The sequence below is a fragment of the Halorientalis sp. genome (assembly GCF_028275115.1).
In the GTDB taxonomy this organism is placed as follows: domain Archaea; phylum Halobacteriota; class Halobacteria; order Halobacteriales; family Haloarculaceae; genus Halorientalis.
The window spans coordinates 111,690-134,471 of sequence record NZ_JAQCNH010000029.1; the positions used below are offsets into that span (position 1 = coordinate 111,690).

21 protein-coding genes are annotated in these 22,782 nt (G+C 66.6%); 10 read left to right on the forward strand and 11 right to left on the reverse strand.

The window, feature by feature from the left end:
• Positions 1-5: 5 nt before the first annotated feature.
• Entirely contained in the window at positions 6-2,276 is a 2,271-nt protein-coding gene (ppsA, locus tag Q0964_RS05135) for a phosphoenolpyruvate synthase (protein ID WP_299264289.1), read from the forward strand.
• A gap of 33 nt (positions 2,277-2,309) precedes the next feature.
• On the opposite strand, the gene Q0964_RS05140 is transcribed toward ppsA, so the two are convergent.
• Positions 2,310-3,047 (reverse strand): SDR family oxidoreductase, encoded by a 738-nt coding sequence (locus Q0964_RS05140; RefSeq protein WP_299264291.1) that lies wholly within the window; start codon positions 3,045-3,047, stop codon positions 2,310-2,312.
• Between the two features lie 131 nt (positions 3,048-3,178).
• On the opposite strand from Q0964_RS05140, the gene mfnA reads away from it, so the two are divergent.
• From mfnA to Q0964_RS05180, 8 genes are all read left to right on the forward strand, one after another.
• Positions 3,179-4,231 carry a tyrosine decarboxylase MfnA gene (mfnA, locus tag Q0964_RS05145; protein ID WP_299264294.1) on the forward strand — a complete coding sequence of 351 codons (1,053 nt, stop codon included), beginning with the start codon at positions 3,179-3,181 and terminating at the stop codon, positions 4,229-4,231.
• An 89-nt stretch (positions 4,232-4,320) separates the two neighbouring features.
• Positions 4,321-4,872: a YqaA family protein gene (locus Q0964_RS05150; RefSeq protein ID WP_299264297.1), complete on the forward strand. Its 552-nt coding sequence runs from the start codon at positions 4,321-4,323 to the stop codon at positions 4,870-4,872.
• Positions 4,873-4,943: 71 nt separating this feature from the next.
• A complete protein-coding gene (locus Q0964_RS05155; RefSeq protein WP_299264299.1) occupies positions 4,944-5,525 on the forward strand; it encodes a DUF7504 family protein in 582 nt (193 codons plus the stop codon).
• Between the two features lie 56 nt (positions 5,526-5,581).
• Positions 5,582-7,663, forward strand: coding sequence for a methionine--tRNA ligase (metG, locus tag Q0964_RS05160; RefSeq protein WP_299264302.1), 2,082 nt, complete (start codon positions 5,582-5,584; stop codon positions 7,661-7,663).
• Between the two features lie 58 nt (positions 7,664-7,721).
• The gene (locus Q0964_RS05165) at positions 7,722-7,997 is read left to right on the forward strand and encodes a DUF7312 domain-containing protein (protein WP_299264304.1); all 276 of its coding nucleotides are present in this window, start codon (positions 7,722-7,724) and stop codon (positions 7,995-7,997) included.
• Between the two features lie 46 nt (positions 7,998-8,043).
• A complete protein-coding gene (locus Q0964_RS05170) occupies positions 8,044-8,634 on the forward strand; it encodes an NfeD family protein (RefSeq protein WP_299264307.1) in 591 nt (196 codons plus the stop codon).
• A 563-nt stretch (positions 8,635-9,197) separates the two neighbouring features.
• The gene (locus tag Q0964_RS05175) at positions 9,198-10,379 is read left to right on the forward strand and encodes an SPFH domain-containing protein (protein ID WP_299264309.1); all 1,182 of its coding nucleotides are present in this window, start codon (positions 9,198-9,200) and stop codon (positions 10,377-10,379) included.
• A gap of 103 nt (positions 10,380-10,482) precedes the next feature.
• Positions 10,483-11,088: a winged helix-turn-helix transcriptional regulator gene (locus tag Q0964_RS05180; protein ID WP_299264312.1), complete on the forward strand. Its 606-nt coding sequence runs from the start codon at positions 10,483-10,485 to the stop codon at positions 11,086-11,088.
• Positions 11,089-11,107: 19 nt separating this feature from the next.
• On the opposite strand, the gene Q0964_RS05185 is transcribed toward Q0964_RS05180, so the two are convergent.
• From Q0964_RS05185 to Q0964_RS05230, 10 genes are all read right to left on the reverse strand, one after another.
• Positions 11,108-11,359: a DUF7123 family protein gene (locus Q0964_RS05185; RefSeq protein WP_299264315.1), complete on the reverse strand. Its 252-nt coding sequence runs from the start codon at positions 11,357-11,359 to the stop codon at positions 11,108-11,110.
• A 144-nt stretch (positions 11,360-11,503) separates the two neighbouring features.
• A complete protein-coding gene (locus Q0964_RS05190; RefSeq protein WP_299264318.1) occupies positions 11,504-11,899 on the reverse strand; it encodes a TRAM domain-containing protein in 396 nt (131 codons plus the stop codon).
• A gap of 84 nt (positions 11,900-11,983) precedes the next feature.
• Positions 11,984-12,772, reverse strand: a complete 789-nt coding sequence (locus Q0964_RS05195; protein WP_299264320.1) for a YkgJ family cysteine cluster protein — start codon at positions 12,770-12,772, stop codon at positions 11,984-11,986.
• 39 nt (positions 12,773-12,811) lie between these two features.
• A complete protein-coding gene (locus tag Q0964_RS05200) occupies positions 12,812-14,374 on the reverse strand; it encodes a hydantoinase B/oxoprolinase family protein (RefSeq protein ID WP_299264323.1) in 1,563 nt (520 codons plus the stop codon).
• Positions 14,371-16,392, reverse strand: a complete 2,022-nt coding sequence (locus Q0964_RS05205; protein ID WP_299264326.1) for a hydantoinase/oxoprolinase family protein — start codon at positions 16,390-16,392, stop codon at positions 14,371-14,373. The genes Q0964_RS05200 and Q0964_RS05205 overlap by 4 nt, the downstream gene beginning before the upstream one ends.
• Positions 16,393-16,833: 441 nt before the next feature.
• Positions 16,834-17,139, reverse strand: coding sequence for a putative quinol monooxygenase (locus tag Q0964_RS05210; protein ID WP_299264329.1), 306 nt, complete (start codon positions 17,137-17,139; stop codon positions 16,834-16,836).
• 11 nt (positions 17,140-17,150) lie between these two features.
• Positions 17,151-17,675 carry a Cdc6/Cdc18 family protein gene (locus Q0964_RS05215; protein ID WP_299264332.1) on the reverse strand — a complete coding sequence of 175 codons (525 nt, stop codon included), beginning with the start codon at positions 17,673-17,675 and terminating at the stop codon, positions 17,151-17,153.
• A gap of 78 nt (positions 17,676-17,753) precedes the next feature.
• On the reverse strand, positions 17,754-18,395 hold the full coding sequence (locus Q0964_RS05220) for a hypothetical protein (protein WP_299264335.1): 642 nt from the start codon (positions 18,393-18,395) through the stop codon (positions 17,754-17,756).
• 230 nt (positions 18,396-18,625) lie between these two features.
• On the reverse strand, positions 18,626-19,633 hold the full coding sequence (locus Q0964_RS05225; protein WP_299264338.1) for an SMP-30/gluconolactonase/LRE family protein: 1,008 nt from the start codon (positions 19,631-19,633) through the stop codon (positions 18,626-18,628).
• A gap of 163 nt (positions 19,634-19,796) precedes the next feature.
• On the reverse strand, positions 19,797-20,897 hold the full coding sequence (locus tag Q0964_RS05230) for an ATP-binding protein (protein WP_299264341.1): 1,101 nt from the start codon (positions 20,895-20,897) through the stop codon (positions 19,797-19,799).
• A gap of 105 nt (positions 20,898-21,002) precedes the next feature.
• Between Q0964_RS05230 and Q0964_RS05235 the strand changes: the two genes are divergently transcribed.
• Positions 21,003-22,754: a sensor histidine kinase gene (locus tag Q0964_RS05235; RefSeq protein WP_299264345.1), complete on the forward strand. Its 1,752-nt coding sequence runs from the start codon at positions 21,003-21,005 to the stop codon at positions 22,752-22,754.
• Positions 22,755-22,782 lie beyond the last annotated feature (28 nt).

Below are 22,782 nucleotides of genomic sequence, written 5' to 3' on the forward strand. Positions count from 1 at the left end.
AGGACATGGCTGTACTCTGGCTGGACGAAATCGGGGCAGACGACCTCGAGTCGGTCGGTGGGAAGGCGGCCTCGTTAGGGGAGCTGACGGCCGCAGGTCTGCCGGTTCCCCCGGGGTTCGTCGTCACAGCGGGGACCTACCGACGATTTATCGAGGAGACAGGCATCGACGAAGAACTGTTCGAGGCGGTCGACGTGGACGCCGAGGATTCGGAGGCGCTGGCCGAGGCGGAGGCTCGCGCGCAGGAGATCATCCTGGAGACGGAGATGCCCGAGGACCTGCGCGAGGAGGTTCTCGCGTCGTACGAGGAGATCGGCGACGACGAGGCGTTCGTCGCGGTACGCTCCTCGGCGACGGCCGAGGACCTGCCCGACGCTTCCTTCGCGGGGCAACAGGAGACGTTCCTGAACGTCACCGGCGAGGACCTGCTCGCCCGGGTCAAGCGGTGCTGGGCCTCTCTGTTTACCCAGCGGGCGACGTACTATCGCCAGGAGCAGGGCTTCGCTCACGACACGGTCGACATCGCGGTCGTCGTCCAACAGATGGTCGAGGCCGAGAAGTCGGGCGTGATGTTCACGTCGCACCCTTCGACCGGGGAACGAAAAGTTATCATCGAGGCTGCCTGGGGGCTGGGCGAGGGTGTCGTCTCCGGTTCGGTCACGCCCGACAACTACGTGATCGACCGGGGGACGGCTGCGGTGACCGACGTGGAGGTCGCCGACAAAAAGACGATGTATATCAAAGACCCCGAAACCGGCGAAACCGACGAGCGGGCCGTTCCCGAGGAGAAACGGAACGAGCAAGTCGTCGACGAGACCGAGATCGAACGCCTCGTCGAACTCGGGGAACGTGTCGAGGACCACTACGACACCCCACAGGACGTCGAGTGGGCAATCTTCGAGGGGGAAGTGTACATGCTGCAGTCCCGCCCGATCACTACGATCTCGGAGGACGGAGAGGGAGCCGCGACCGCCGATGGCTCCGGTGGAGCCGTCCAGCATGCGGAGAAAGACGTTCTCCTCTCGGGTCTCGGCGCGAGTCCGGGCGTCGCCTCCGGTGCCGTGCGGATCGTCGACAAACTCGACCAACTCGACAAGGTCGGCGAGGGTGATATCATCGTTACGGAGATGACGACGCCGGACATGGTACCGGCGATGAAACGAGCCGCCGGAATCGTCACCAGCGAGGGCGGAATGACGTCCCACGCCGCCATCGTCGCGCGCGAACTCGGCGCACCCGCGGTCGTCGGAACCGGCGGCGCGACCGACACCCTCGAAGACGACCAGGTGGTCACCCTGGACGGCGACAAGGGGACGATCCGCGAGGGCCGCCAGGCCCAAGACGAAACCGAACCTGTCGAAGAGGTCCGACCACAGGCCCCCGTCAAGCCTATGACGGCGACGGAGGTCAAGGTCAACGTCTCGATTCCCGAAGCAGCCGAACGTGCCGCGGCGACCGGTGCCGACGGCGTCGGTCTGCTCCGGATCGAGCACATGATCCTCTCGACGAGCAAGACGCCAGAGCGCTACATCGAGGACCACGGCGAACGCGCCTACGTTCAGGAGATCGTCGACGGTGTTCGTGGCGTCGCAGACGAGTTCTACCCGCGACCGGTCCGGGTTCGTACGCTCGACGCTCCGACCGACGAGTTCCGCCAACTCGAAGGCGGCGACGACGAGCCCGAGGAACACAACCCGATGCTCGGGTACCGGGGTATCCGACGGAGTCTCGACCGTCCCGAGGTGTTCAAACACGAACTCGAAGCCTTCCGACAGCTGTTCGAGATGGGCTACGACAACGTCGAAATCATGTTTCCACTTGTCAACGATGCCGAGGACGTGCTGCAGGCCAGATCCCTCATGGCTGAGGTCGGCATCGACCCCGAGAAACGCTCCTGGGGTGTGATGGTCGAGACGCCCGCCGCCGCGCTGGGCATCGAAGAGATGGCCGAGGCCGGCATCGACTTCGCCTCGTTCGGGACGAACGACCTGACACAGTACACCCTCGCGGTGGATCGCAACAACGGCACCGTCGCAGACCAGTTCGACGAGCTCCACCCCGCCGTCCTCGATCTGATCGGCCAGACTATCGAGACCTGCCGCGACCACGACGTGAGCACCTCGATCTGCGGACAGGCCGGCTCGAGACCACAGATGGTCAACCACCTGGTCAACAAGGGTGCGACCTCCATCTCGGCCAACATCGACGCCGTTCGCGACGTCCAGCACGAAGTCAAGCGCGTCGAGCAGAAACTCCTGCTCGACTCGGTGCGATAACAGCCAGACCCGAATTCGATTTTCGCCCGGTTTTTAGAACAGCTCGAACTTGTCACGCCGGGACAGGTCGATTTCCGGGGCCATCGACGGCGGCCGTGTGGCCGCGAGGACGACCGCCTCGGCGATGTCGGCCGGTTCGCCGGCGTCGCCTTCGTCGGACCGCTCCTCGAACGGCGTGGCGTCCTCGTCGCCGAACTCCGTGCGCAGTTCCGCGGGGTTGACGACGGACACGGCGAAGTCGTCGCAGACCTGCGCCGAGAGGCTCTTGCCGGACCCGCGGGTCCACCATTTGTTCGCGGCGTAGACGGGATTTGACGCGTGCGGAGACCGGCCCGCGAAACTCCCGAGAAAGACCATCGTCCCCGCGGACTCCCGAAGGTGGGGGATGACGGCGCGGGCGGCGAAGAGTATCCAGTCGACGTTGGTGTCCATCATCGTCCGGTACTGTTCGGTGGGCATGTTCTCGATGGGGCCGCCCCGTGTCAGGCCTGCGTTGTCGACCAGAACATCGAGTCCGCAGCACCGCTCGACGGTCGCCTCGACCGGCGCCACGACAGCGTTCTCGTCGCGGACGTCGGTTGGCACGACCAGCGCGGCGGTGTCGCACTCCTCGCGGGCGGTCGAAGCGACGTCGCCGAGTCTGTCTTCGCTTCGGGCAGCGAGGACGACGGTCGCACCTTCCCGGGCGAGTGCGCGGGCGGTCGCACGGCCGACACCTGCGCTCACACCGGCGGCGACTGCCGTCCCTCCGTCGAGTGAGTGCCGTGTCATCGCGACCGGCTACGGATGGAAACCTGTCACTTGTTAACAATTTTTCGGCTACGGCACCCAGTCTGTACGTTGCGGTGGCGGGCGATAGACAGAGCGCAACCACTAAGCCGGTGCCATCACTTGCCACGAGTATGCAGCGGGTCGAACCGCAGGATTTCAGCCGCGTTCTCTCCTCGATGTGTACCAAGCCACATCCGGCGGCCCGCGAGGCCGCCGAGTCGTTTCTGGCCACGAACCCGGGCGATCCGGGCACCTACGAGACGGTCGCCGAACTCGAGGCGGAGGCCGTCGATATGCTCGGGACGGTCACTGGTCTGCCCAGCCCCGAGGGGTACATCACCTCCGGCGGGACGGAGGCCAACATTCAGGCGGTTCGCATCGCCCGCAACCGGGCCGACACCGACCAGCCGAACATAATCGCGCCCGATAGCGCTCACTTCTCGTTCAACAAGGCCGCAGACGTACTCAACGTCGAGTTACGTACGACGCCGACCGACGACGAGCATCGGGCCGACACCGAGGCCGTAGCCAGGGTCGTCGACGAGGACACCGTCCTCGTCGTCGGCGTCGCCGGCTCCACCGAGTACGGCCGCGTCGACCCCATCCCGGAGTTGGCGGAGTTGGCCAACGAGGTCGACGCGCTCTGTCACGTCGACGCCGCCTGGGGCGGGTTCGTGCTGCCGTTTACCGACCACCGGTGGCATTTCGGCCACGCCGACATCGACACGATGACTATCGATCCGCACAAGATGGGGCAGGCCGCCATCGCTTCGGGCGGGCTGGTCACGCACTCGAAGTCCCTGCTCGACGAACTCGCCGTCGAGACGCCGTATCTGGAGTCGAAATCCCAGGCGACACTGACCGGAACGCGGAGCGGGGCAGGCGTCGCCAGCGCCGTCGCCGCGATGGACGCGCTGTGGCCCGTCGGCTACCGCGAACAGTATCACGAGTCGATGGACAACGCCGAGTGGCTGGCAGACCGGCTGGCCGCCCGGGGCCACGACGTGGTCGAACCGGAACTACCCATCGTCGCCGCCGACATGTCGATGCCCGTCACCGAGGACCTCCGGCAGCGGGGGTGGCGAGTCACCGAGACCGGTGCGGGCGAGATGCGGGTGGTCTGTATGCCTCACGTCAACCGGTCGATGCTGCGGTCGTTCGTGGCCGAACTCGACTGGTTCTGACCGGCGGTCGCAGGCCCGACAGCACGGTTACAGAGCCCTCGGGAGAACAAATATGAAGCTTTAGGCCGACCCAGCGGCGACTTCGCGTAGTGCCCGCTGTCACGCTCGCAGTTCTCGAGTGGCTACTTCAGTTCGAGGTCGTCGAACAGACAATCCGGACGGCGACTGGCCCAGCGGGACTGGGTATCGTCGCTGTCTACTCGTTTCTGATCGCGTTCGTCCTCCCGCTGCCAAGCGAGGTCGTCCTCGCGACGCCGCTCAGTCTCGGGCTCCCCTACTGGGTCGAACTCGGGCTGATCGTCCTCGTCAGCGGCCTCGGGAAGGCGGCCGGAAGCGTCTTTGCGTTCCACATCGGTCAGGAAGCCAAACGGTCCAGGCCGGTGGTCCGGTTTCTGCGGCGGTCGCGGTTCGACGTGGTGGCGTGGTCCGAGAGCAAAACCGTCCGGCTCGCCCGGAACTGGGGGTACGTTGGCCTGGCGCTGGCCCTCGCCGTTCCTGGCTTCCCCGACACGCTCTCTATTTATGCGTTCACGGTGCTGGACGAGGACTACCCCAAGTTCGCCGTGGCGACGTTCGCAGGCAGCGTTGGCCGGCTGCTGGTGACGCTAACGTTTGGGGTGGCCGCGTTCGCCGTTTTTTGACCTTTGGTTCGCGCCGAAACGACCGAAAGCTATTCGATGGGTGCGCTGGAATGTCAGGATAGATCGGGGGAATGGAATCACAGACTACGGCCAAATCGGTCCAGGACTACCCACGGGCGCTCGTACTGGCGTCGACGACAGACGCGGCTGCGGACGACCTCTGTGTCGACCTGCTGTCGCGTGAGCGGCCCGAGTGTCAGCGTGTGCTGTCGCTCTCGTACGCGCGCCAGCCGATGCGACTCGTCGACCACTGGCAGGCGGCCCACGACTCGTCGCCGGCGTCGATGGCCATCGTCTGCCCGGAGTCCCACGCCACCCGGGAGCCGCCGGCCGGTGTCCACACAACGCACGTTCCGGCGAGCGACCTCACGGGCGCGAGCATCGCCATCTCGCGGTATCTGGACCGGTGGGACGACGGAGAGTCGGTCACGGTCTGTCTGAACTCGCTGACCGCCCTCCTCCAGTACGCCGACCGTGACCGTGTGTTCCGTTTCGTACATACGATCACCAGCCGGTGTCTCGCGGTCGGCGCGACCGTCCACGCACACTTCGACCCTGCGACACAGGACGAACAGACCGTGGCCACCGTCGCGACGCTGTTCGACACCGTCGTCCGCCGCGAGGACGACGAGAGCTGGGTCGTTCAGCAGTAGCGTCGGGCCGCCCGCGAACCGGCGGGTTTTAGGCCGTTTGTCGGGACCGTAGGGACATGAGCCACGAGGAGTTCCCCACCGACAATCCCGCAGTAGTGACGGTCGGGTTGCCCTACGCCAACGGCGACCTGCACGTCGGCCACCTCCGTGGGTACGTCACCGGTGACACGGTCGCCCGCGCGCTCCGCCGCGTCGGCCAGCAGACAGCCTTCGTCTGCGGTTCGGACATGCACGGCACGCCAATCGCCGTCAACGCCGCCGAGGAAGGTGTCTCGCCCGAGGACTTCGCGATGGAGTATCACGAACTCTACGCCGAGACCTTCCCCGAATTCAACGTCGAGTTCGACAACTACGGCCACACCCACGACGAGGAAAACGTGAAGACGACCCGCGAGTTCGTTCGCTCGTGGATCGACGCCGACTATATCTTCGAGAAAGAGATTCAGGTCGCGTACGACCCAGACGCCGACCAGTGGCTCCCCGACAGACTTGTCGAGGGTACCTGCCCGTACTGCGGCGAACACGCCCGCGGCGACGAGTGCGACGAGGGGTGTCAGCGTCACCTCGAACCCGGCGAGGTCGAAGACCCCGTCTCGACGCTCACCGGCAATCCCGCCGAGTACCGCGAGCGCGATCACAAGTTCCTGCGGCTCTCGGACTTCCAGGACTACCTGCAGGAGTTCATCGACCGCGTCGAGGGCACCGACAACGCGAAGAACCAGCCCCGCGAGTGGATCGAGGGCGAACTGCAGGACCTCTGTATCACACGGGACATGGACTGGGGGATCGACTACCCCGGTGACGAGGCCGAGGAGCTCGTTCTGTACGTCTGGGTCGATGCGCCAATCGAGTACGTCTCCTCGACCAAGCAGTACACCGAGCGCGTGGGTGCCGACGAGTACGACTGGGAGGCGGTCTGGACCGTCGAAGACGAGTCCGAACTCACCGGTGAGGACAACGGTGAGATCGTTCACGTGATCGGCCGGGACATCATCCAGCACCACGCCGTGTTCTGGCCCGCGATGTTGCGCGGGGCGGGCTACAACGAGCCCCGGGCGATACTGGCGACGGGTTTCGTCGGCATCGACGGGAAGGCCCTCTCCACGTCACGCAACAGGGCCGTGTGGGCCGACGAGTACCTCGACGAGGGGTTCCACCCCGACCTGTTCCGCTACTACATGATCGACGGGAGCGGGATGGAGACCGACGTTGACTTCTCCTGGGACCGCTTCGCCGAGCGAGTCAACGGCGAACTGGTCGGCAATCTCGGGAACTTCGTCTACCGGTCGCTCCTCTTCGCCCACCGCAACTACGACGGCACGCCGGACGCGGACGTGAGCGACGACGTGCGCGAACACATCGAGAGCGCCATCGCCGGCTTCGAGGACGCACTGAACGAGTATCGCATCCGCGACATTGGCGCGGCCGCCATCGACGTGGCCGACTTCGGCAACGAGTACATCCAACACAGCGAGCCCTGGAAGCTCACCGACGACGACCCCGAGAGAGCCGCACAGGTCATCCGGGACTGCGTCCAGCTCACGAAGGCCTGTGCCGTGTTGATGCAACCGGTCATGCCCGGGAAGGCCGCCGAACTCTGGGCGCAACTCGACGAAGACGGCTCCGTTGACGAGGTCGCACTCGACGATGCACTGGCCACGCCGCCGGCCGAGTTCGGCGAGCCCGACGAGCTGTTCTCGAAGATCGAGGACGATCGTACCGACGAGTTGAACGAAAAGCTACAGGCGCGGGTCGAAGCCGCGACCGAGGGCGACGGGGACCGTGAGGCCAGCGACTTCGACCCCGAGGGGCTGACCGACGAGCGCGTCAGCTTCGAGGACTTTGACGACCTCGACATGCGGGTCGGGCGGATCGAAGTCGCCGAACCCATCGAAGGTGCGGACGACCTCGCGCGACTGGAGGTCGACATCGGCGTCGAGACCAGACAGGTCGTCGCCGGTATCAAACAGCTCCACGACCTCGACGAACTGCCGGGCGAACGGTGTATCCTACTGGCCAACATGGAACAGGCCGAACTGTTCGGCGTCGAATCCAACGGCATGGTCCTGGCAGCCGGCGACGAGGCCGACCTGCTGACGACCCACAGCGACGCGCCGCTGGGGTCGAAAGTTCAGTGAGCGGTCGACTGCGGACACGTACCGTGTTCTTTTATTGATGAAGCCGGTAGTATCGGGCATGTCCGAGGCGGACGACGAAGGCGGCTGGAAGTTCGATGTCGAGGACCTGTCCGAGGAGAACGGCGACGAGGCGGCAGGGACCGACGAGGACGGGATGGAGACCGTCGACGGGGATGGAGACGAAGACGGTGACGAAGCGGGGAACGTCGCTGGGTCAGTGGTCCTCGAACAGCCGCTGGAACCGGGGTCACCGTCGATGGAGAACACGGCGTTCGTCCTGCTCGGGGCCCTGAGTACTGTCCTCCTCGTTCTCGTCGTGCTGGGCGTAATCTGACCCGTCGACCCCGAAGCTTAATCCCGGGGCGACCCTACCCGCAGGTATGGTATCCTGGATGTTCGCACAGGCGGCCTCTGTGCTGGGGTCTGACCTCGCACTGCTCCTCGTCGTCGCGGGAGCAGGACTGGTCATCGCCGAGGCGTTGGCCCCCGGTGCTCACTTCATCGTTCTGGGTGTCGCCCTCTTGGTCGCCGGCATCGCCGGTCTCCTCCTGCCCGCGAGTATCGGCATCTTCGCGCCGCTGGTGCTCGCGGCGCTGGTGCTCGTCGTCGGCGGAGTCACGCTCTACGGCTACCGTCAGTTCGACTTTTACGGCGGCAAAGGCTCCGGCCAGACGAGCTCTTCGGACGACCTCCGGGGCCAAACCGGCCGCGTCACGGAGCGCGTCAGCGAGACGGTGGGTGAGGTGAAACTCGACGACGGCGGCTTCAATCCACACTACCGTGCCCGCTCCGTCGACGGTGAAATCGCCGAGGGAGCCGAGGTCATCGTCATCGACCCCGGCGGAGGCAACGTCGTCACGGTCGAGGCCATCGACGACATCGCGGACGACATCGACCGAGAACTCGCCGAAGAAGCTAGCAAACGCGAGGCCGAGACGGGCGAACCGGACGCGGACCCAGACGCGGCCTGATCGGCCTCGGACAGCCGCCCAGTTTCTGCCCCAGGTCTTCGTTCTGCGGTCGAACCAGACTCGTATTTGACGATTGTTTCCGTTTCCCGGGCAGTAGCAGTTCGACCAATCACGACTTTTCGATATTTTTCCTCATACCCAATCTTTATTATCTCAGCTATACATACGTGTAGACGTAATGTGCGATCGACAACGGGCGTACAGGCCTCAGAGACACGCTGCACAATCGGTCAGTTCCCGTGCGGCGAGAGGGGTCGTCGGCGTCACCGGCGGTTGGAGGTGGTCGACAGGGTAGCCAGTGCCGAGTGCGCTGTCAGCGACTGCGTGGCTGGTCACCACTGGTGTCAGTGGTCCCGTTGTACACGAGCGCGGCGAGCCCTCCACGTCGGCTTGTCGTGCTCCGGTTTCGCTCCCCCCAACCATTGCGGGACCACTATCCCGACCGTACCGAACCCTTCTGTGCACCTGACATACCGGCGTCCTGCGGGAACCGTCCGGCAGGTCAGACCACCTGACTCCACCGGACCGAACCCTTTTCTGTCGCTCGTGCGAATATCAAATCAATGTTCCCCGCGACAGTACTGCAACTCGGTGGTGGCACCATCAGCGTCGTCGTCCTGCTGGTCTTGCTACTTGCCGTGGTCACCGTCTACCAGATGGTCGAGATTGTCGACGCGACCGAAAAGCGTGCGCTGACGGTCTTCGGCGAGTACCGCAAACTGCTCGAACCAGGTATTAGTTTCGTCCCGCCGTTCGTCTCGCGAACCCACACGTTCGACATGCGGACACAGACGCTAGACGTGCCCCGGCAGGAAGCGATCACCCGCGACAACTCGCCGGTGACCGCAGACGCCGTCGTCTATATCAAGGTGATGGACGCGAAAAAGGCGTATCTCGAGGTCGACGATTACAAACGCGCCGTCTCGAACCTCGCTCAGACCACCCTCCGTGCCGTGCTCGGCGACATGGAACTGGACGACACCCTGAACAAGCGCCAGGAAATCAACGCGAAAATACGTCGTGACCTGGACGAACCGACCGACGAGTGGGGTGTCCGCGTCGAGTCCGTCGAGGTCCGTGAGGTCAACCCCTCCCAGGACGTCCAGCAGGCCATGGAGCAACAGACCTCCGCAGAACGTCGCCGCCGTGCGATGATTCTCGAAGCGCAGGGTGAGCGTCGCTCCGCCGTCGAGACGGCGGAAGGTGACAAGCAGTCCAACATCATCCGCGCACAGGGTGAAAAACAGAGCCAGATCCTCGAAGCCCAGGGTGACGCAATCTCGACCGTCCTCCGTGCCAAATCCGCCGAGTCCATGGGCGAACGTGCCGTCATCGAGAAGGGAATGGAGACCCTCGAGAACATCGGCCAGGGCGAATCGACGACGTTCGTTCTGCCCCAGGAACTGACCTCGCTCGTCAGCCGGTACGGCAAACACCTCACCGGCAGCGACGTCCAGACCAACGGCGAGGGAACTCTCGACAGTCTGAACTTCGACACCGAGACTCGCGAGATGCTCGGACTCGACGACATCGAGGAGATTCTCGGTCAGATCGACCAGGAAGCAGAACTCGACGTCGAGGCCATGGAGGAACAGGCCAAAGCCGTCAAACAGGGCGGCGACACCGCCGAAATCAAGGACCCGGACGACGTTATCGACGAGATGGACGACGACTTCGAGACCGGCGGTGGCGGCGGAACAAGCGCCGAAGACGCCAACGCCGACGGACAGTCCGGCAGCAAGTAGCCGAACTGGACCACGACCGACGCGAACGGCCCGCCAACCGTGCTCGAATCGGTCGCGATAATCAGTCGAAGGCGTTTTACCCTCGTCTGACAAATGAATTAATATGCCCGAGGAGGGGGTGGACGAGTCCAAGCGGTCGACGCTGCGTCGGTTCGCAGCGATCGGCGCGGCCAGCCCCCTCGCTCGTTTTCAGCCCGACGACAGGAGTGACAGCGACGCGCCCGACGGCATCGCAGGGTACGTCGCCGCGACACCCGGCGCACACTTCTCGAAGCTCCGCGACGACCTCCAGCTCGGGACCGGCGAGACCCAGCACCACCTCCGCCGACTGGTCCGTGAGGGGATTCTCGAGAGCCGCAAGGACGGTGACTACCGTCGGTACTTCCCGGCCGACCGCTTCTCGGAGTTCGAGCAGGTGGCGTTGGGGTACCTGCGACGAGAGACACCCCGAGGCATGCTCGTCGCCCTGTTACGCGACCCGGCGCTGACGGCGAGCGGTCTGGCCGACAGGCTAACGGTCTCGACGCCGACGGTCAGTAAATACGCGAGCGAACTCGAAACGGCCGGTCTGCTGTCACGGACGGACGGCTACGCCGTCGAACAACCGGAGACCGTCATGCTCTTGCTCGTGCGATACGCCGATTCGTTCGGGTCCGGTGCCGCAGCGCTCGCGGCCGAGGCCGACACGCTGCTCAGCTACGACGGGTAAAAAACCGCGCGTCTGTCGGTCAGGCCGTGACTTTCCACGTCGTCGAGGAAGAGTACCCCCACTTTTCCACGTCGATGTTGAACTCTCCATCTCTGATGGCGGGCATGTTGGTGCCGACCTCCTTAGCGGACATATTTAGCGCGTCGCCAATGAGGCGGGATTTAAAGTAGGTTTGGGTGTCGGCGTTCTCTTGGAGATGCCGGAGGATGCGAGCCTGTTTTTCCGAGAGGTCGGCTGCTGCCTGATTCGTCGCGGTAGTGGTTGCACTCATACGACAGTGTACGGCACAGTTCCTTTTACCGAGTTTGGTACAAACGGTTAACCGGCTGCTGTCGTGCGGTTTTGGGTGTTAGGCGGGGAGAGAACAGTCCGGCACCGGAGCCGAGACGGGTCGGTTGGTACAGGCGGGTAACGGTCAGATGTCCTCTTCGATTATTTCGCCGACCGCGAAGTTGGACTTGACCTCGGTGATCTCGACTTTTACGCGTTCCCCGATCTCGGCACCGGGGACGATGATGACGTAGCCGCGTTCAACACGGGCGATTCCGTCGCCTTGTTTGCCGATGTCTTCGATCTCGACGTAGCGAATCTCGCCGGCCTCTACTGGGGGCTGGGGCTCCGAGGAGGGCGTTTCGGGTTCGTCGTCCGTCGATTCCTCTCGGTCACGCTCGATGAGGGCCACCCGGTAGGTGTCGTCGGCCTCGATCGAACCGGTGTCGAGTTCGCGCTGTGGTATCTCGATTACGTACCCGTCCTCGCTCCGCTCGACTTCGGCGCTGAACAAACACAGGAGTTTATCAGATATCTCCAAGGTTAGACCTCCATGGGCATGTGGGAGGCCTACAGTAAAGAACTTGCCCGTGGTTCGGGCCGTGATGGGCCGCTCCGCACGGTCTCAGTCGAGCGGCGTCCCGTCGGGCCGTTTCTGTCCCTCCGAGTCGTGGACGACCACCTCGCCCGGCCCCGTTTCGACCGGTTCGTAGTTCTCGCGGACGGCGATCGCCTCCTCGATCTCTCGGATCGCCCGTTGTTTCAGCGCCGCGGCCAGGTCCTCGGCCTCGGCCCGGGAGATGTCCCGGCCGAGTCCCTCGCACTCGTGGGCTCGGACCATCCCTGCCGAATCGACGGCTTCGCCCATCGGCTGGCTAGTCCCGCCGAGTGCGACCGAAAACGGGTACGTTCGGCAGATTAGCGGCCGGTCGTCGTGGGCCGTACACGTTCCCGTTCCGTCGTCTCCGACGGCTTCTTCTCGCGGGCGTTGCCCGCTCGAATGGTTCGAGGCGCTTCGCGCCTCGCTATCGCCGTCTTCGTGAGACGTCTCTGACGCCTCTCGCTCCTCGTAGAAGGTGCAGTCGCCACAGCCGTCGGTCTGGAGGGCCCACTCGAACGTCTCGCCCGTCTGGCCCTCCGGACCGTCTTCGAGGCCGTAGGGCATGGGGCGGGCCACGTCTCTGAAGTCGTACTCCTGGTCGCCAGTGTCCTGCAGCCGGCGTATCTCGTCGGGGAAGACGGTCGCTGTGTGGGGTTCCGTGTCGGCGTCGTCGTCGGGCGTGCTTCCACAGGTCTCGGCTTTGCAGCAGGCCCCACAACGGGTACAGTCGAAGCCGATCTCGGCGATCGCGTCAGCGAGGTCCGACACCGCCAGCGCCCGTGCCTGGTCGAGTTCGGCTTCGAGACTCTCCATAGGTAATGTTGCCGGCCGAGACGCAAAAGCGGCGCGGCTCTACTCGTCGTCGGGCTCGCCGTGCCCACCGCCGCCGGGGGTTTCGATTCGGACGGTCGTGCCGGCGTCGACCTCCCGGGTGACTTTGGCCGGGACAGCCTCGCCGTCGACGAGATTGCGGCCTGACTGGCCGTCCGAACCGCCAGCCAACCCACGGGGTGCGTAGCGGCGGCGTTCGGTCAGCAGGGAAACAGTCGCGTCGGTCAGCACGGTGAGTTCCCGGACGAGTCCGTCGCCGCCGCGGTACTGCCCTGTCCCGCCGCTGTCGTCGCGGAGAGCGTACGCCTCGACCCGGAGCGGATAGGCGGCTTCCAGCGCTTCGACGGGCGTGTTGAGCGTGTTGGTCATCCCGACCTGCACGCCAGAGAGACCGTCGCCATCCGGGCGTGCACCGGCGCCGCCGCCGACGGTCTCGTAGTACTGGAATGCCGAATCGCCGACGAGCAGATTGTTCATCGTTCCCTGCCCGCCAGCAGGCACGCGGTCGGGCGCGGCGTCGGCCAGCGCAGCGAAGACGATGTCCGTCACCCGCTGGCTCGTCTCGACGTTGCCGCCTACGACCGCCGCCGGCGGCGTCGGGTTCACCAACGACCCCTCCGGCGCCGTCACCGTCACCGGCTCGTAACAGCCCTGATTCGGCGGGATGTCGGGGTCTGTAATACATCGTACGACGTAGTATACAGCACTTTTCGCCACAGAGAGTGGGGCGTTGACGTTACCGGGGACCTGGTCGGCGGTCCCGGCGAAGTCGACCGTGAGGGTTGCGCCGTCGACGGTGACCGTGACCTCGACCGGGACGTCGCGGTCGGTGACGCCGTCGCCCTCCAGTACGTCGCTGGCGTGGTACTGACCGTTCGGGAGCGAGTCGAGTTCGGTCCGGACACGCTCGCGGGAGTAATCGATTACGGCGTCGAAGGCGTCGAGCAGGCGGTCGCCGTGGGCGTCAAGGAGGTCGCCGAGCCGGGCCTCAGCGCGGTCGGTACTAGCGATCTGTGCGCGGAGGTCCGCCCGGCGCTCGTCGGGGTTGCGGACGTTCGCCAGCAGAAGGGTCTCGACGTCGGTGTTCCGCTCACCGTCCGCGACGAGCCTGACGGGCGGAATCCGGACACCCTCCTGGTAGATTTCGCGCGCTCCGGCGGGCATGCTCCCCGGAGTCATACCGCCAACGTCGGCGTGATGGGCCCGCGAGACCGCGTACCCGACGACCCCGTCGTCGGCCAACTCGTGGGCTTCGGGCGGTGCGATGGGGGCCACGAGCGTCACGTCCGGAAGGTGTGTGCCCCCGGTGAAGGGGTCGTTCAGTGCGAACACGTCGCCCGGTCGCGGATCGTGGTCGCGGACGGCCGCGACTGCCGCCGGCATCGCCCCCAGGTGAACCGGGATGTGTTCGGCCTGAGCGACCATCCGACCCTCGCGGTCGAACAGTGCCGTCGAGCAGTCCTTGCGCTCGGTGATGTTCGGCGAGTACGCCCCGCGGATCAGGACCTGCCCCATCTCCTCGGCGACACTTTCGAGCTGTGTGCGCAGTATCTCCAGTGCTACGGCGTCGACGTCGTCGGTCATCCGTCCACCTCCAGCAGGAGTGACCCGTCGTCGGCGGCGGTCGCCGTCCAGTCCGGCGGCAGGACGACCGTACTCTCCCCACCCTCGAAGATTCCGGGACCAGCGTACGTCTCGCCGGGTGGGAGCCGGTCCCGGTCGTAGACTGGCGTCTCCCGGGTCGTCGCACCCTCGCCGTCGGGGAAGACCGCCTCACGCGCTCCGGTTCGAGGTTCGCCGTCGGGGTCGTGAGTCAGCGTCGGGGAGTCGGCCGGTATCGTCGCGGTCACCCGGAGAGTAACGAGCGTTACCGGTTCACCGTTCATCCGGTAGCCCCGGACCCGCTCGTGGGCCTCGTGGAACCGCTCGACGACAACGTCGGGGTCGAAGGGGTCCGGCACGTCGACCCCGAGTTCGAAGCTCTGTCCGGCGTACCGGCAGTCGGCCTCGCGGTCGACGCTGGCAGCTCCGGGGTCGGCGGCGTCGTCGAGTACCGTATCGGCCAGGTCGCCGTAGATTGCGTCGACGGTCTCGGCGTCGGCGGCGGCGAGGGCGGTTCGGTGCGTGCGGGCGGCGTCGTGTTTCTCGTCGGCCGCCAGCAACCCTAACGCCGAGAGAACGCCCTCTGCAGGGGGGACGACCACCGCAGTGATTCCGAGACGGTCGGCCAGCGCCGCGGCGTGCATCGGTCCAGCGCCGCCGAACGCGGCCAGTGCAAACGCACGAGGGTCGTGGCCTCGCTCGACGGTCACGCCCCGAACCGCCCGGCTCATGGTCGCGTTCGCAACGCGATAGACGCCGCGGGCCGCCGCCTGCGGACTCTCTATGTCGGCCTCGTCGGCCAAGTCGGCGAGAACTGCCTCGGCCGCGGCCGCGTCGAGTTCGAGTCCCTCGCCGAGTTCCGTGTCGCCACCGAGATACCCGAGAACGAGGTTGGCGTCGGTCACCGTCGGCTCGGTGCCGCCCTTCCCGTAGCAGGCGGGACCTGGCTCTGCGCCGGTCGAACGCGGGCCGACCCGGAGCGCGCCACCGGCGTCGACCCACGCGACCGACCCGCCACCCGCACCGACCGTGTTCACGTCGACCATCGGGACCCTGACGGGGTGGCCACCCACGTCGGCGTCGGTGGTCCGCTCGACTGCCCCGTCGCGGACGAGACTCACGTCGCTGGAGGTGCCACCCATGTCGAAGGTGACAAGCCCGTCGGCATCGGTCCGGTCGCCGAACTCGGCCGCGCCGACGACACCTGCGGCCGGCCCCGAGAGAATCGTCGTCGCGGCGTGGTCGCGGACGGTCCCGGCATCGGCGATGCCGCCGTTGCCCTGCATCACACGCGGGTCGGGGAGACCACGGTCACGGGCGCGCTCGACGAGCCGCCCGAGGTAGTCCTCGACGGTCGGTGTGACGACCGCCTCCGCGACGGTGGTCGCGGTGCGCTCGTACTCCCGGAACGTTCCCAGCACCTCGTGCGAGAGTGAGATCGGTACGTCCAGCTCGGCTTCGAGCGCGTCCGCGACCGCCCGCTCGCTCTCGGGGTGTGCGTAGGCGTGCAACAGCGACACGGCGACACTCTGGGCACCGCTGTCCTGAATCCCGGCAGCAACCTCGCGAACCTGCTCCGTATCGGCCGGTCGTTCGACCCCGTCAGGGGTGGCCCGTTCGTCGACCTCGAAGCGGCGCTGGCGGGGAACGAGCGGGGTCGGTGGCTCGGCGTCGAGGTCGTACAGCGCGGGACGGTTCTGCCGGCCGATGGCCAGTACGTCACGGAATCCGGCAGTAGTCACCAGGGCCGTCGGCGCGCCAGCGCCCTCCAGCAGAGCGTTAACCGCGACGGTCGTGGCGTGGCGAAAGCGGTCCACGTCGCCGGGGTCGATCCCGGCGGCCGCACAGGCGGTCTCGATTCCCGCCAGGACGCCCCGATGTTGCTCGCCGGTCGTCGGTACCTTCGCCGTCGTCCGCTCCCCGCCGACCAGCACCACCACGTCGGTGAAGGTCCCGCCGACGTCGACGCCCAGCCGAACGGCGGGTTCGTCTCCGGTCATATCCCGCCAGTCGGGCCAACGACGGGTAAACGGTGCCGGTTGCGACAACTCCTGCTCGGAACGGCAGGCCGGACGCGCCCATGGGTTGTGAATTACAGGACACTCTCGTGAGTCGTTTTTATATGTGTACATCTGTCGACACAGCGGACCTGCCCGCCAGCGCCCGTGCCTGGTCGAGAACGAGCGCACGGAGCGGCCCATCAGCCCGGTGCCCGTCGGTCTCCAGCAACTGAACCCGGGGTCGAGCGTCGGGAGTTCGGGATGTCGGGTGCGACACGAGAGCCCAGACGCGCCACACGGAAGGGTGCTGTCGCGTCGGTTCCGGAATTTCCGGAACGCGCGTTCGACCGGTGAACTGAACGCTCACGGGGCTAAGCCGTCGGCTTCGGGCGTTTCCAGAACGGTTGACAGGCGACGCGTGGACACCACCCGCCCGGACTCTCAGTCGTGTGTGGCCGCCAGAACGTCGACTTCGTCGATCTGTGGCTCTTCGGCGAGCAGGTCGTCGGCCCGGTCCATCAGTGCGGCAGCGATATCGCCGTCGAGGTGTGCCTGTCGGCCGTCCTCGTCGGGGAAGGTGTCGAAGATGCCGAACGTCGACTCGCCCATCCGCAGCGCGAACCAGGTCGTCGTGTCGGGTTCGTCCTCCGCCATTGGGAGCGCGGACTCCAGGAACTCCTGGACGTCGTCTTCTTTGCCAGGTTTCGCTTCGAGTTGTGCCAGTAGCGCGTGTTCGGAGTCGCTCATAGGAACAAGTTCTAATTTGTCGTGAGCGAAATAAACCTGTCCGTGACGGGGTTCGGGTCGGCGGTGCCGGCGTCGGTCCTTGCTGGCTGCGGGTTCGACGACGCTGTATCGGCAGTCGCGACTGGTGCCCTCGGCGGTGAGCAGGTCGTACTGAACCATCTTCCCGGGATAGTTCCTGACGGTGCGGTCGGTTTTTGAAGCGTCGACGGCCTCGCGGTAGCGCCGGTACAGCGTCGAGGGGTCGGTCCGGCCGGCGTCCGCTGTGCGCGCCGGACGGCGCCCTGGAAGCTGCTGATTGCCACACGGGCGTCCCCCGCGGCGGCGTCGGCAACCTGGCGTAACTGGTCGGTCGTAACGGCGCTCTCCGTCAGCCTCCAGCGGGCACGCGCCTGCAGAATCGACGTGAGCTGGTCGATACCGTAGCGGTCGACGCCGATCCGTTCGCTCCCCCGCAGGCGACTCCGCAGTCGGTCGTCGGCCCCGGCGAACAGGTCCGCCTCACGGTTGGCGATCGACACGAGCGCATCCACGGTCATATCAGGTACCTGTACTGTCAAGGGTTTAATTGATTACGTGTCGCTTCCGGGATTTCCAGAAGGGTTGGCACACTTGGCTCAGAGCGTCGCGTCCTCGTCGACGTCACCCGGTTCGACGGCGACCAGTCGGCCCTCGACGGCGCGGGCCTCGACGAGGATGTCAGCCACGTCGCCCAGGTGGACCGGTGCGCGTTCGTGGTACGCTCGTTCCTCGGCCCCGTCGTCGACGGCGGAAGGGCCGGCTGTGAGGACATCTCCGGCATCGTCGGCAGTCACCGCCGGAACGCGCGCGTCGGACTCGATACGCACGTCCCCAGCGCGTTCGACGCGAACCGTGTCCCCACGGCCGACGCCACCCTGGAGGTAGACGTCTTCGACCGCGTCGAGGGCGACCTCGGCACTGGTCGCGGTGAACACGTCGTCACGGGTGTCCGCGACCAGGAGGTCGCCGTCGACCGCTCCGCGTTTCACGAGAACGTCCTGGCAGGTCTCGATGCGCGTGTCGTCTCCGCCGTCGATGACACAGTCTCGGGACGGGTCGGGGAATTCCCCCCGGCCGTCGGTCAGATACACGTCGCCGACCGATTCGATGCGACACTCGCCCGCGACGGCGCGGGGTTCGACGAACACGTCCCCGGGATTCGAGAGAATCAGGTCGTCGGCACTCTCGACGACGACATCCTCGACGTCCTCGTAAGAGTCGCTCCCCAGCCCGAACATACGTACTCAATGCTGCCCGACTCACCTAACCCTTCGGTGTGTCGTCGAACTGACTGCCGCGTGTTCCGGTGGGTCCTCGTCGTCGGTCTCGGCGGGCCCCCTGACGGGTCGCGTCCGGGTCGTCGCGAGCGTCGTACGGCGGGCACGAGCGGAGGCGTCCTCGCGGGTGCCCGGCCGGAGGGGTGCGGTTCCTGCGGGACGGTCCCGGACGGTTTTCGACGGCACGGTGGCTACGGTTGCGTCCGGAAGAGCGCGGCTTCGGCGGGAGTGCTGTTCGCGAAGTTGCAGACGAACAGCGAGTCCCGCGTGGCATCGGTCGCCCCGAACAGCACGTCCGAGGGAAAGGCTAACCGGTCGTCGTCGCTGACCGTCGCGACCGCGCCGTCGGGCGTCACGCTGACGATGCGGTTCTGGCTGTTGGCAGCGACGTAGACCGTCCCGTCGCGGACGGCGATACCGTCGGCACCGACGATTCCGTCCCCCTCGTGGAAGGTCGTCGCCGCCTCGGCCGTACCGTCGGACGCGACCGGCACCGAGAGAAGCCGACCGGTGCGGTCGGCAGTGCTGCTCACCGCGACGTAGACCGTCCCGTCGTCGCGAGTCAGACCGTTCGCGCCGAATCCCTCGGCGTCGAGGCGGTCGTCGTCCAGCCACGTCGCGCGCGTCCCGTCGGTAGTGACCGTGTAGACGGTCCCACCGCTGGACTCGGTGACCAGTAACCGGTCGCGGCTGGCGTCGAACAGCAGGTCGTTGGGAAAACCCGGAATCTCGACCAGTTGCCGGGCCGGACCGTCCGGCGGGACTTCCCAGACACCGGACTGCTCGCCGTCGGCCGGGACGGCGACATAAATAGTCCCGTCGGGCGCGGTCTCGACGCCGATCGCCTGCGGGAGCGTCGCGACCTGCTCGGTGTCGGAGAGAAACAGTCCGGTTTCGGTGACGCGGTCGGCAGCGAGCCGTCTGACCTCGCCGGCAGTGATCCCGAACAGCAGGTCCCCGTCGGGTGTGAACGCCAGGTTCTCCGGGACGGGGTCGCCCGGAATCGAGACGACGGTCTCCAGTGCGGCTTCTCCGTCATCGGGTGTCCCCTCGTCGGCCGTGGTCGGGCGGTCGGCCGCCGTCCCGGCGTCGGTGGTCGTCGGTGTTCCGTCGTCGGTTCCCGAGCAACCTGCGAGGGCGGCGAGTGCTGCGGCTCCGGTAGCCAGTGCCGTCCGTCTGGTCGCGGTAGGGTCGGACATCGAGCACACAGAACAGGCTGGGCCGCTTGTGTCTACGGGCAGCGGCGAAAGGTACCCGTTACTCGACGGGCCGCTGGAGGGCACCAGCGACCCCGTTTGCCGCCGGTTCTCCGGTGTCGTCGGCACGTCGGCTGGTCCCGGAACCGGAGCGGGCGGCCACCGGTCACTCGCCCCCGGCCGCGTCTTCGCCCGCGCCATCGAGGAGGATGTCGCTGGCGCTGGGGCTCTCCCCGCCGTGGGGCGTATCCCGCCGTCGGACCTGTGCCGCGTGGGTCGTCTCCGTGGCGTCGTCGATGACGAGGACCTCCCCCGTCTCGGTGGGCATCCGACCCTCGTCGGTCAGCGAGGCGTTCAGGTTGGTCGGCCGGGCCGCCTGCAGCGCGTCGAGGTCCGCCTCGGCGGTCAGCCTGTGGGAGAGCAACACGTCCGACTGTGACACACCCACCTCCGGCACCGCGCTCGGCCGCTGGGTCGCCATGGTCAGGCTGACGCCTGGCGCACGTCCCCGCGTGAGTATCGTCTCCAGCGCCGACTGCGCGACCCCCTCGAAGAAGGTGTGGGCCTCGTCGATCAACAGCCACGGGAGGCGGTCGATCGTCTCGGTCTCGCGGGCCCGGTACAGCGCCTCGCCGACTCCCCGCGCCACGGCGTTCATCGGGTCGCTGCTCATCCCTGCGACGCTGACGACCGTGACCTCCGACCCCGCCAGGTCGTCGGCAGTCAGCCCATCGGCGTCGAACACGCCCCAGGCCTCGGCCATGTCGACGTGGTTGACTGCCGCCCGCTTGTCCACGTCCGGCGCGTTCGTCGCGTCGACGTGGTCGCGCATCTCGTCGAGCGTCTCCACCTCACTCGCGGCCTGCCAGACGAGCCCGCCAGCCCCACTCGCCGGCGAGAGCCCCAGCAGCGCACACCACGACCGCGGGTCCAGCGCCGAGGGCGCGACTGCCGGGTCGTCGATCACGTCGGCCGGCACCGGACTGGCGTCGCTCCGCGCCGGTTGCTCCAGCGTCGTGAACACGTCCATCGGGTCGAGGACCACCGGCGCGACGCCGTTGGCTCGCGCCAGTGACTCGGCGATGACCCCGAGCGTGTAGGACTTTCCGGAGCCGCGCTTGCCGACGATCAGTACGGCGTGTGGGCTGTCGAGGTCCAGATACAGCGGTGCCCCCTGACTCCCGTCCAGCGCCCGGTAAGCACCGAGGTGGCCCGACGGTCCCGCGTCGGGGTCCTGCCCGCGACCGACGACGAACTCCTGTCCCATCACATCCCGCACTGCCCCGCCTTTGGTATTTCAACCCTGGCACCACGCTCCACCGTTCGGCGACGTGAGCCGACCGAAAGGTACGTAGTTCGAGCGGCCGAGACGATGGACGTGTTCTCGACCACGCTCTGGCCCGTGGTCGGGTCGCTCGCCGCGGCCGTCGGGACGCTCGCGCTGGGTTACTACCTCTGGGCAGTCCGTGACCGTCCGAGCGCGACGTGGCTGCTCGTGGTACTTGCCGTGCAGTTCGCCCTGACGGCCGGCTACGGTGTCGGCTACCTCGTCTTCGACTACTGGCTCCGCTGGGCAGTCGAGGCGCTGTTCTGGGTGGCCTACATCTGGCTCGGAGCACTGTTCATCGCTTTCGCGCTGGCCTACACTGGCCGCCGCCACGTCATCCACTCACCGTGGTTCAGACTGTTAGCGGGGCTCACCGTCCTGTTGACCCTGCTCGTGGTGACAAACCCGCTGCACGAACTCGTCTGGGCGGACTTCCGGGTCGAGTCGACCCGGGGGCTCGCGACCGCCTCGTTCTCCCGTCACGGCGGCGCGTTCCTGATTCTGGGCGTCACCAGCATCGGGACCGCCGTCGGGACGCTCCTCCTGGTAGATACGGTCATCAGCTACGGCGACCTCTACCGGGGCGAGGCGCTCGCGGTCGCACTCAGCCCGATCCCGCCGGGGGTCGGCCTGATCGCCTGGACCTTCGGCATCGTACCCGCGCCGGGGGTCAACGTCGCCCCGGTCCTCTTTCTCGCTCACGTCGCCTTCGACGCCTACGCGTTCGTCGGGAGCGGGATGTTCGACTTCCACCCTGCGACCCGGCGGGCCGGCAACCGGGCGGCCATTGCCGATCTGGGCAGTCCGGTCGTAATCGTCGACGAAGAGCGTCGGGTCGTCAACTACAACCCCGCCGCCGCGACGCTCGGGCTGGCCAGCCGCGAGGTCCTGACCGAACCGTTCGCGGCCTGCTACGAGGGTGACGAGATCGACCCCAGGGCGGCCGAACAGGACGCCACGGTCCGGACCGACGCGGGCAGACGGACGTTCAAAATCACGTCGACGGATCTCGACGATGGGACCGACGCGCACCTGGGTTACACGCTCGTTTTTCAGGACATCACCGCCGAGCGCCAGCGCGAGCAGCGCCTGGCGGTCCTGAACCGCGTCCTCCGACACAACCTCCGGAACGACCTCACCGTCGTGGACATGAACGTCGACGTCGCGGCCGAGCGCGCCGACGAGGACGTGGCCGACCTGCTCGAACCTGCCCGGGAGAAGACCCAGGGACTGGTCGCACTCAGCGAGAAAGCCCGCACGTTCGAACGGGTCATCGAGGACGACACCGAGTCACTTCTGACCGTCCAGGACGTGGTCGACGAGGTCGTTACGAACCTCCGGGACTCGTTCCCCGACGCGACCGTCGAGGTCGACGGCAACGACGCCGTTTTGCTCCGGACCAACCCAGCCCTCCTCCGTGTGGTCGTCCGCGAACTCGTCGAGAACGCCCTGGAGCACGGGAGGGGCGACGACGACGCCACATCGGGGCCAGACGTGACCGTCGCGGTGACAGACGACAGCGACACGGTGGCCCTGACCGTCCGCGACTGGGGCCCGGGCGTGCCCGACCACGAAGTAGCCGTCATCGAGAACGGCGACGAGACCGACCTCGAACACGGGAGTGGATTGGGTCTCTGGCTGATCACCTGGGGTGTCAGCGCCGCCGGGGGCGAGATTACCTTCGACGTGACCGACGCAGGCACGACCGCGACCGTTCGGTTTCCAGTCGTCGACGTCGGCGATGTCGAGGACGAGTCGGCCGGAGACGACCGCGGCGTCACGGCGGCCGAGGACTGACGGCCACGCCGAAAGCGGTCGTACCGAT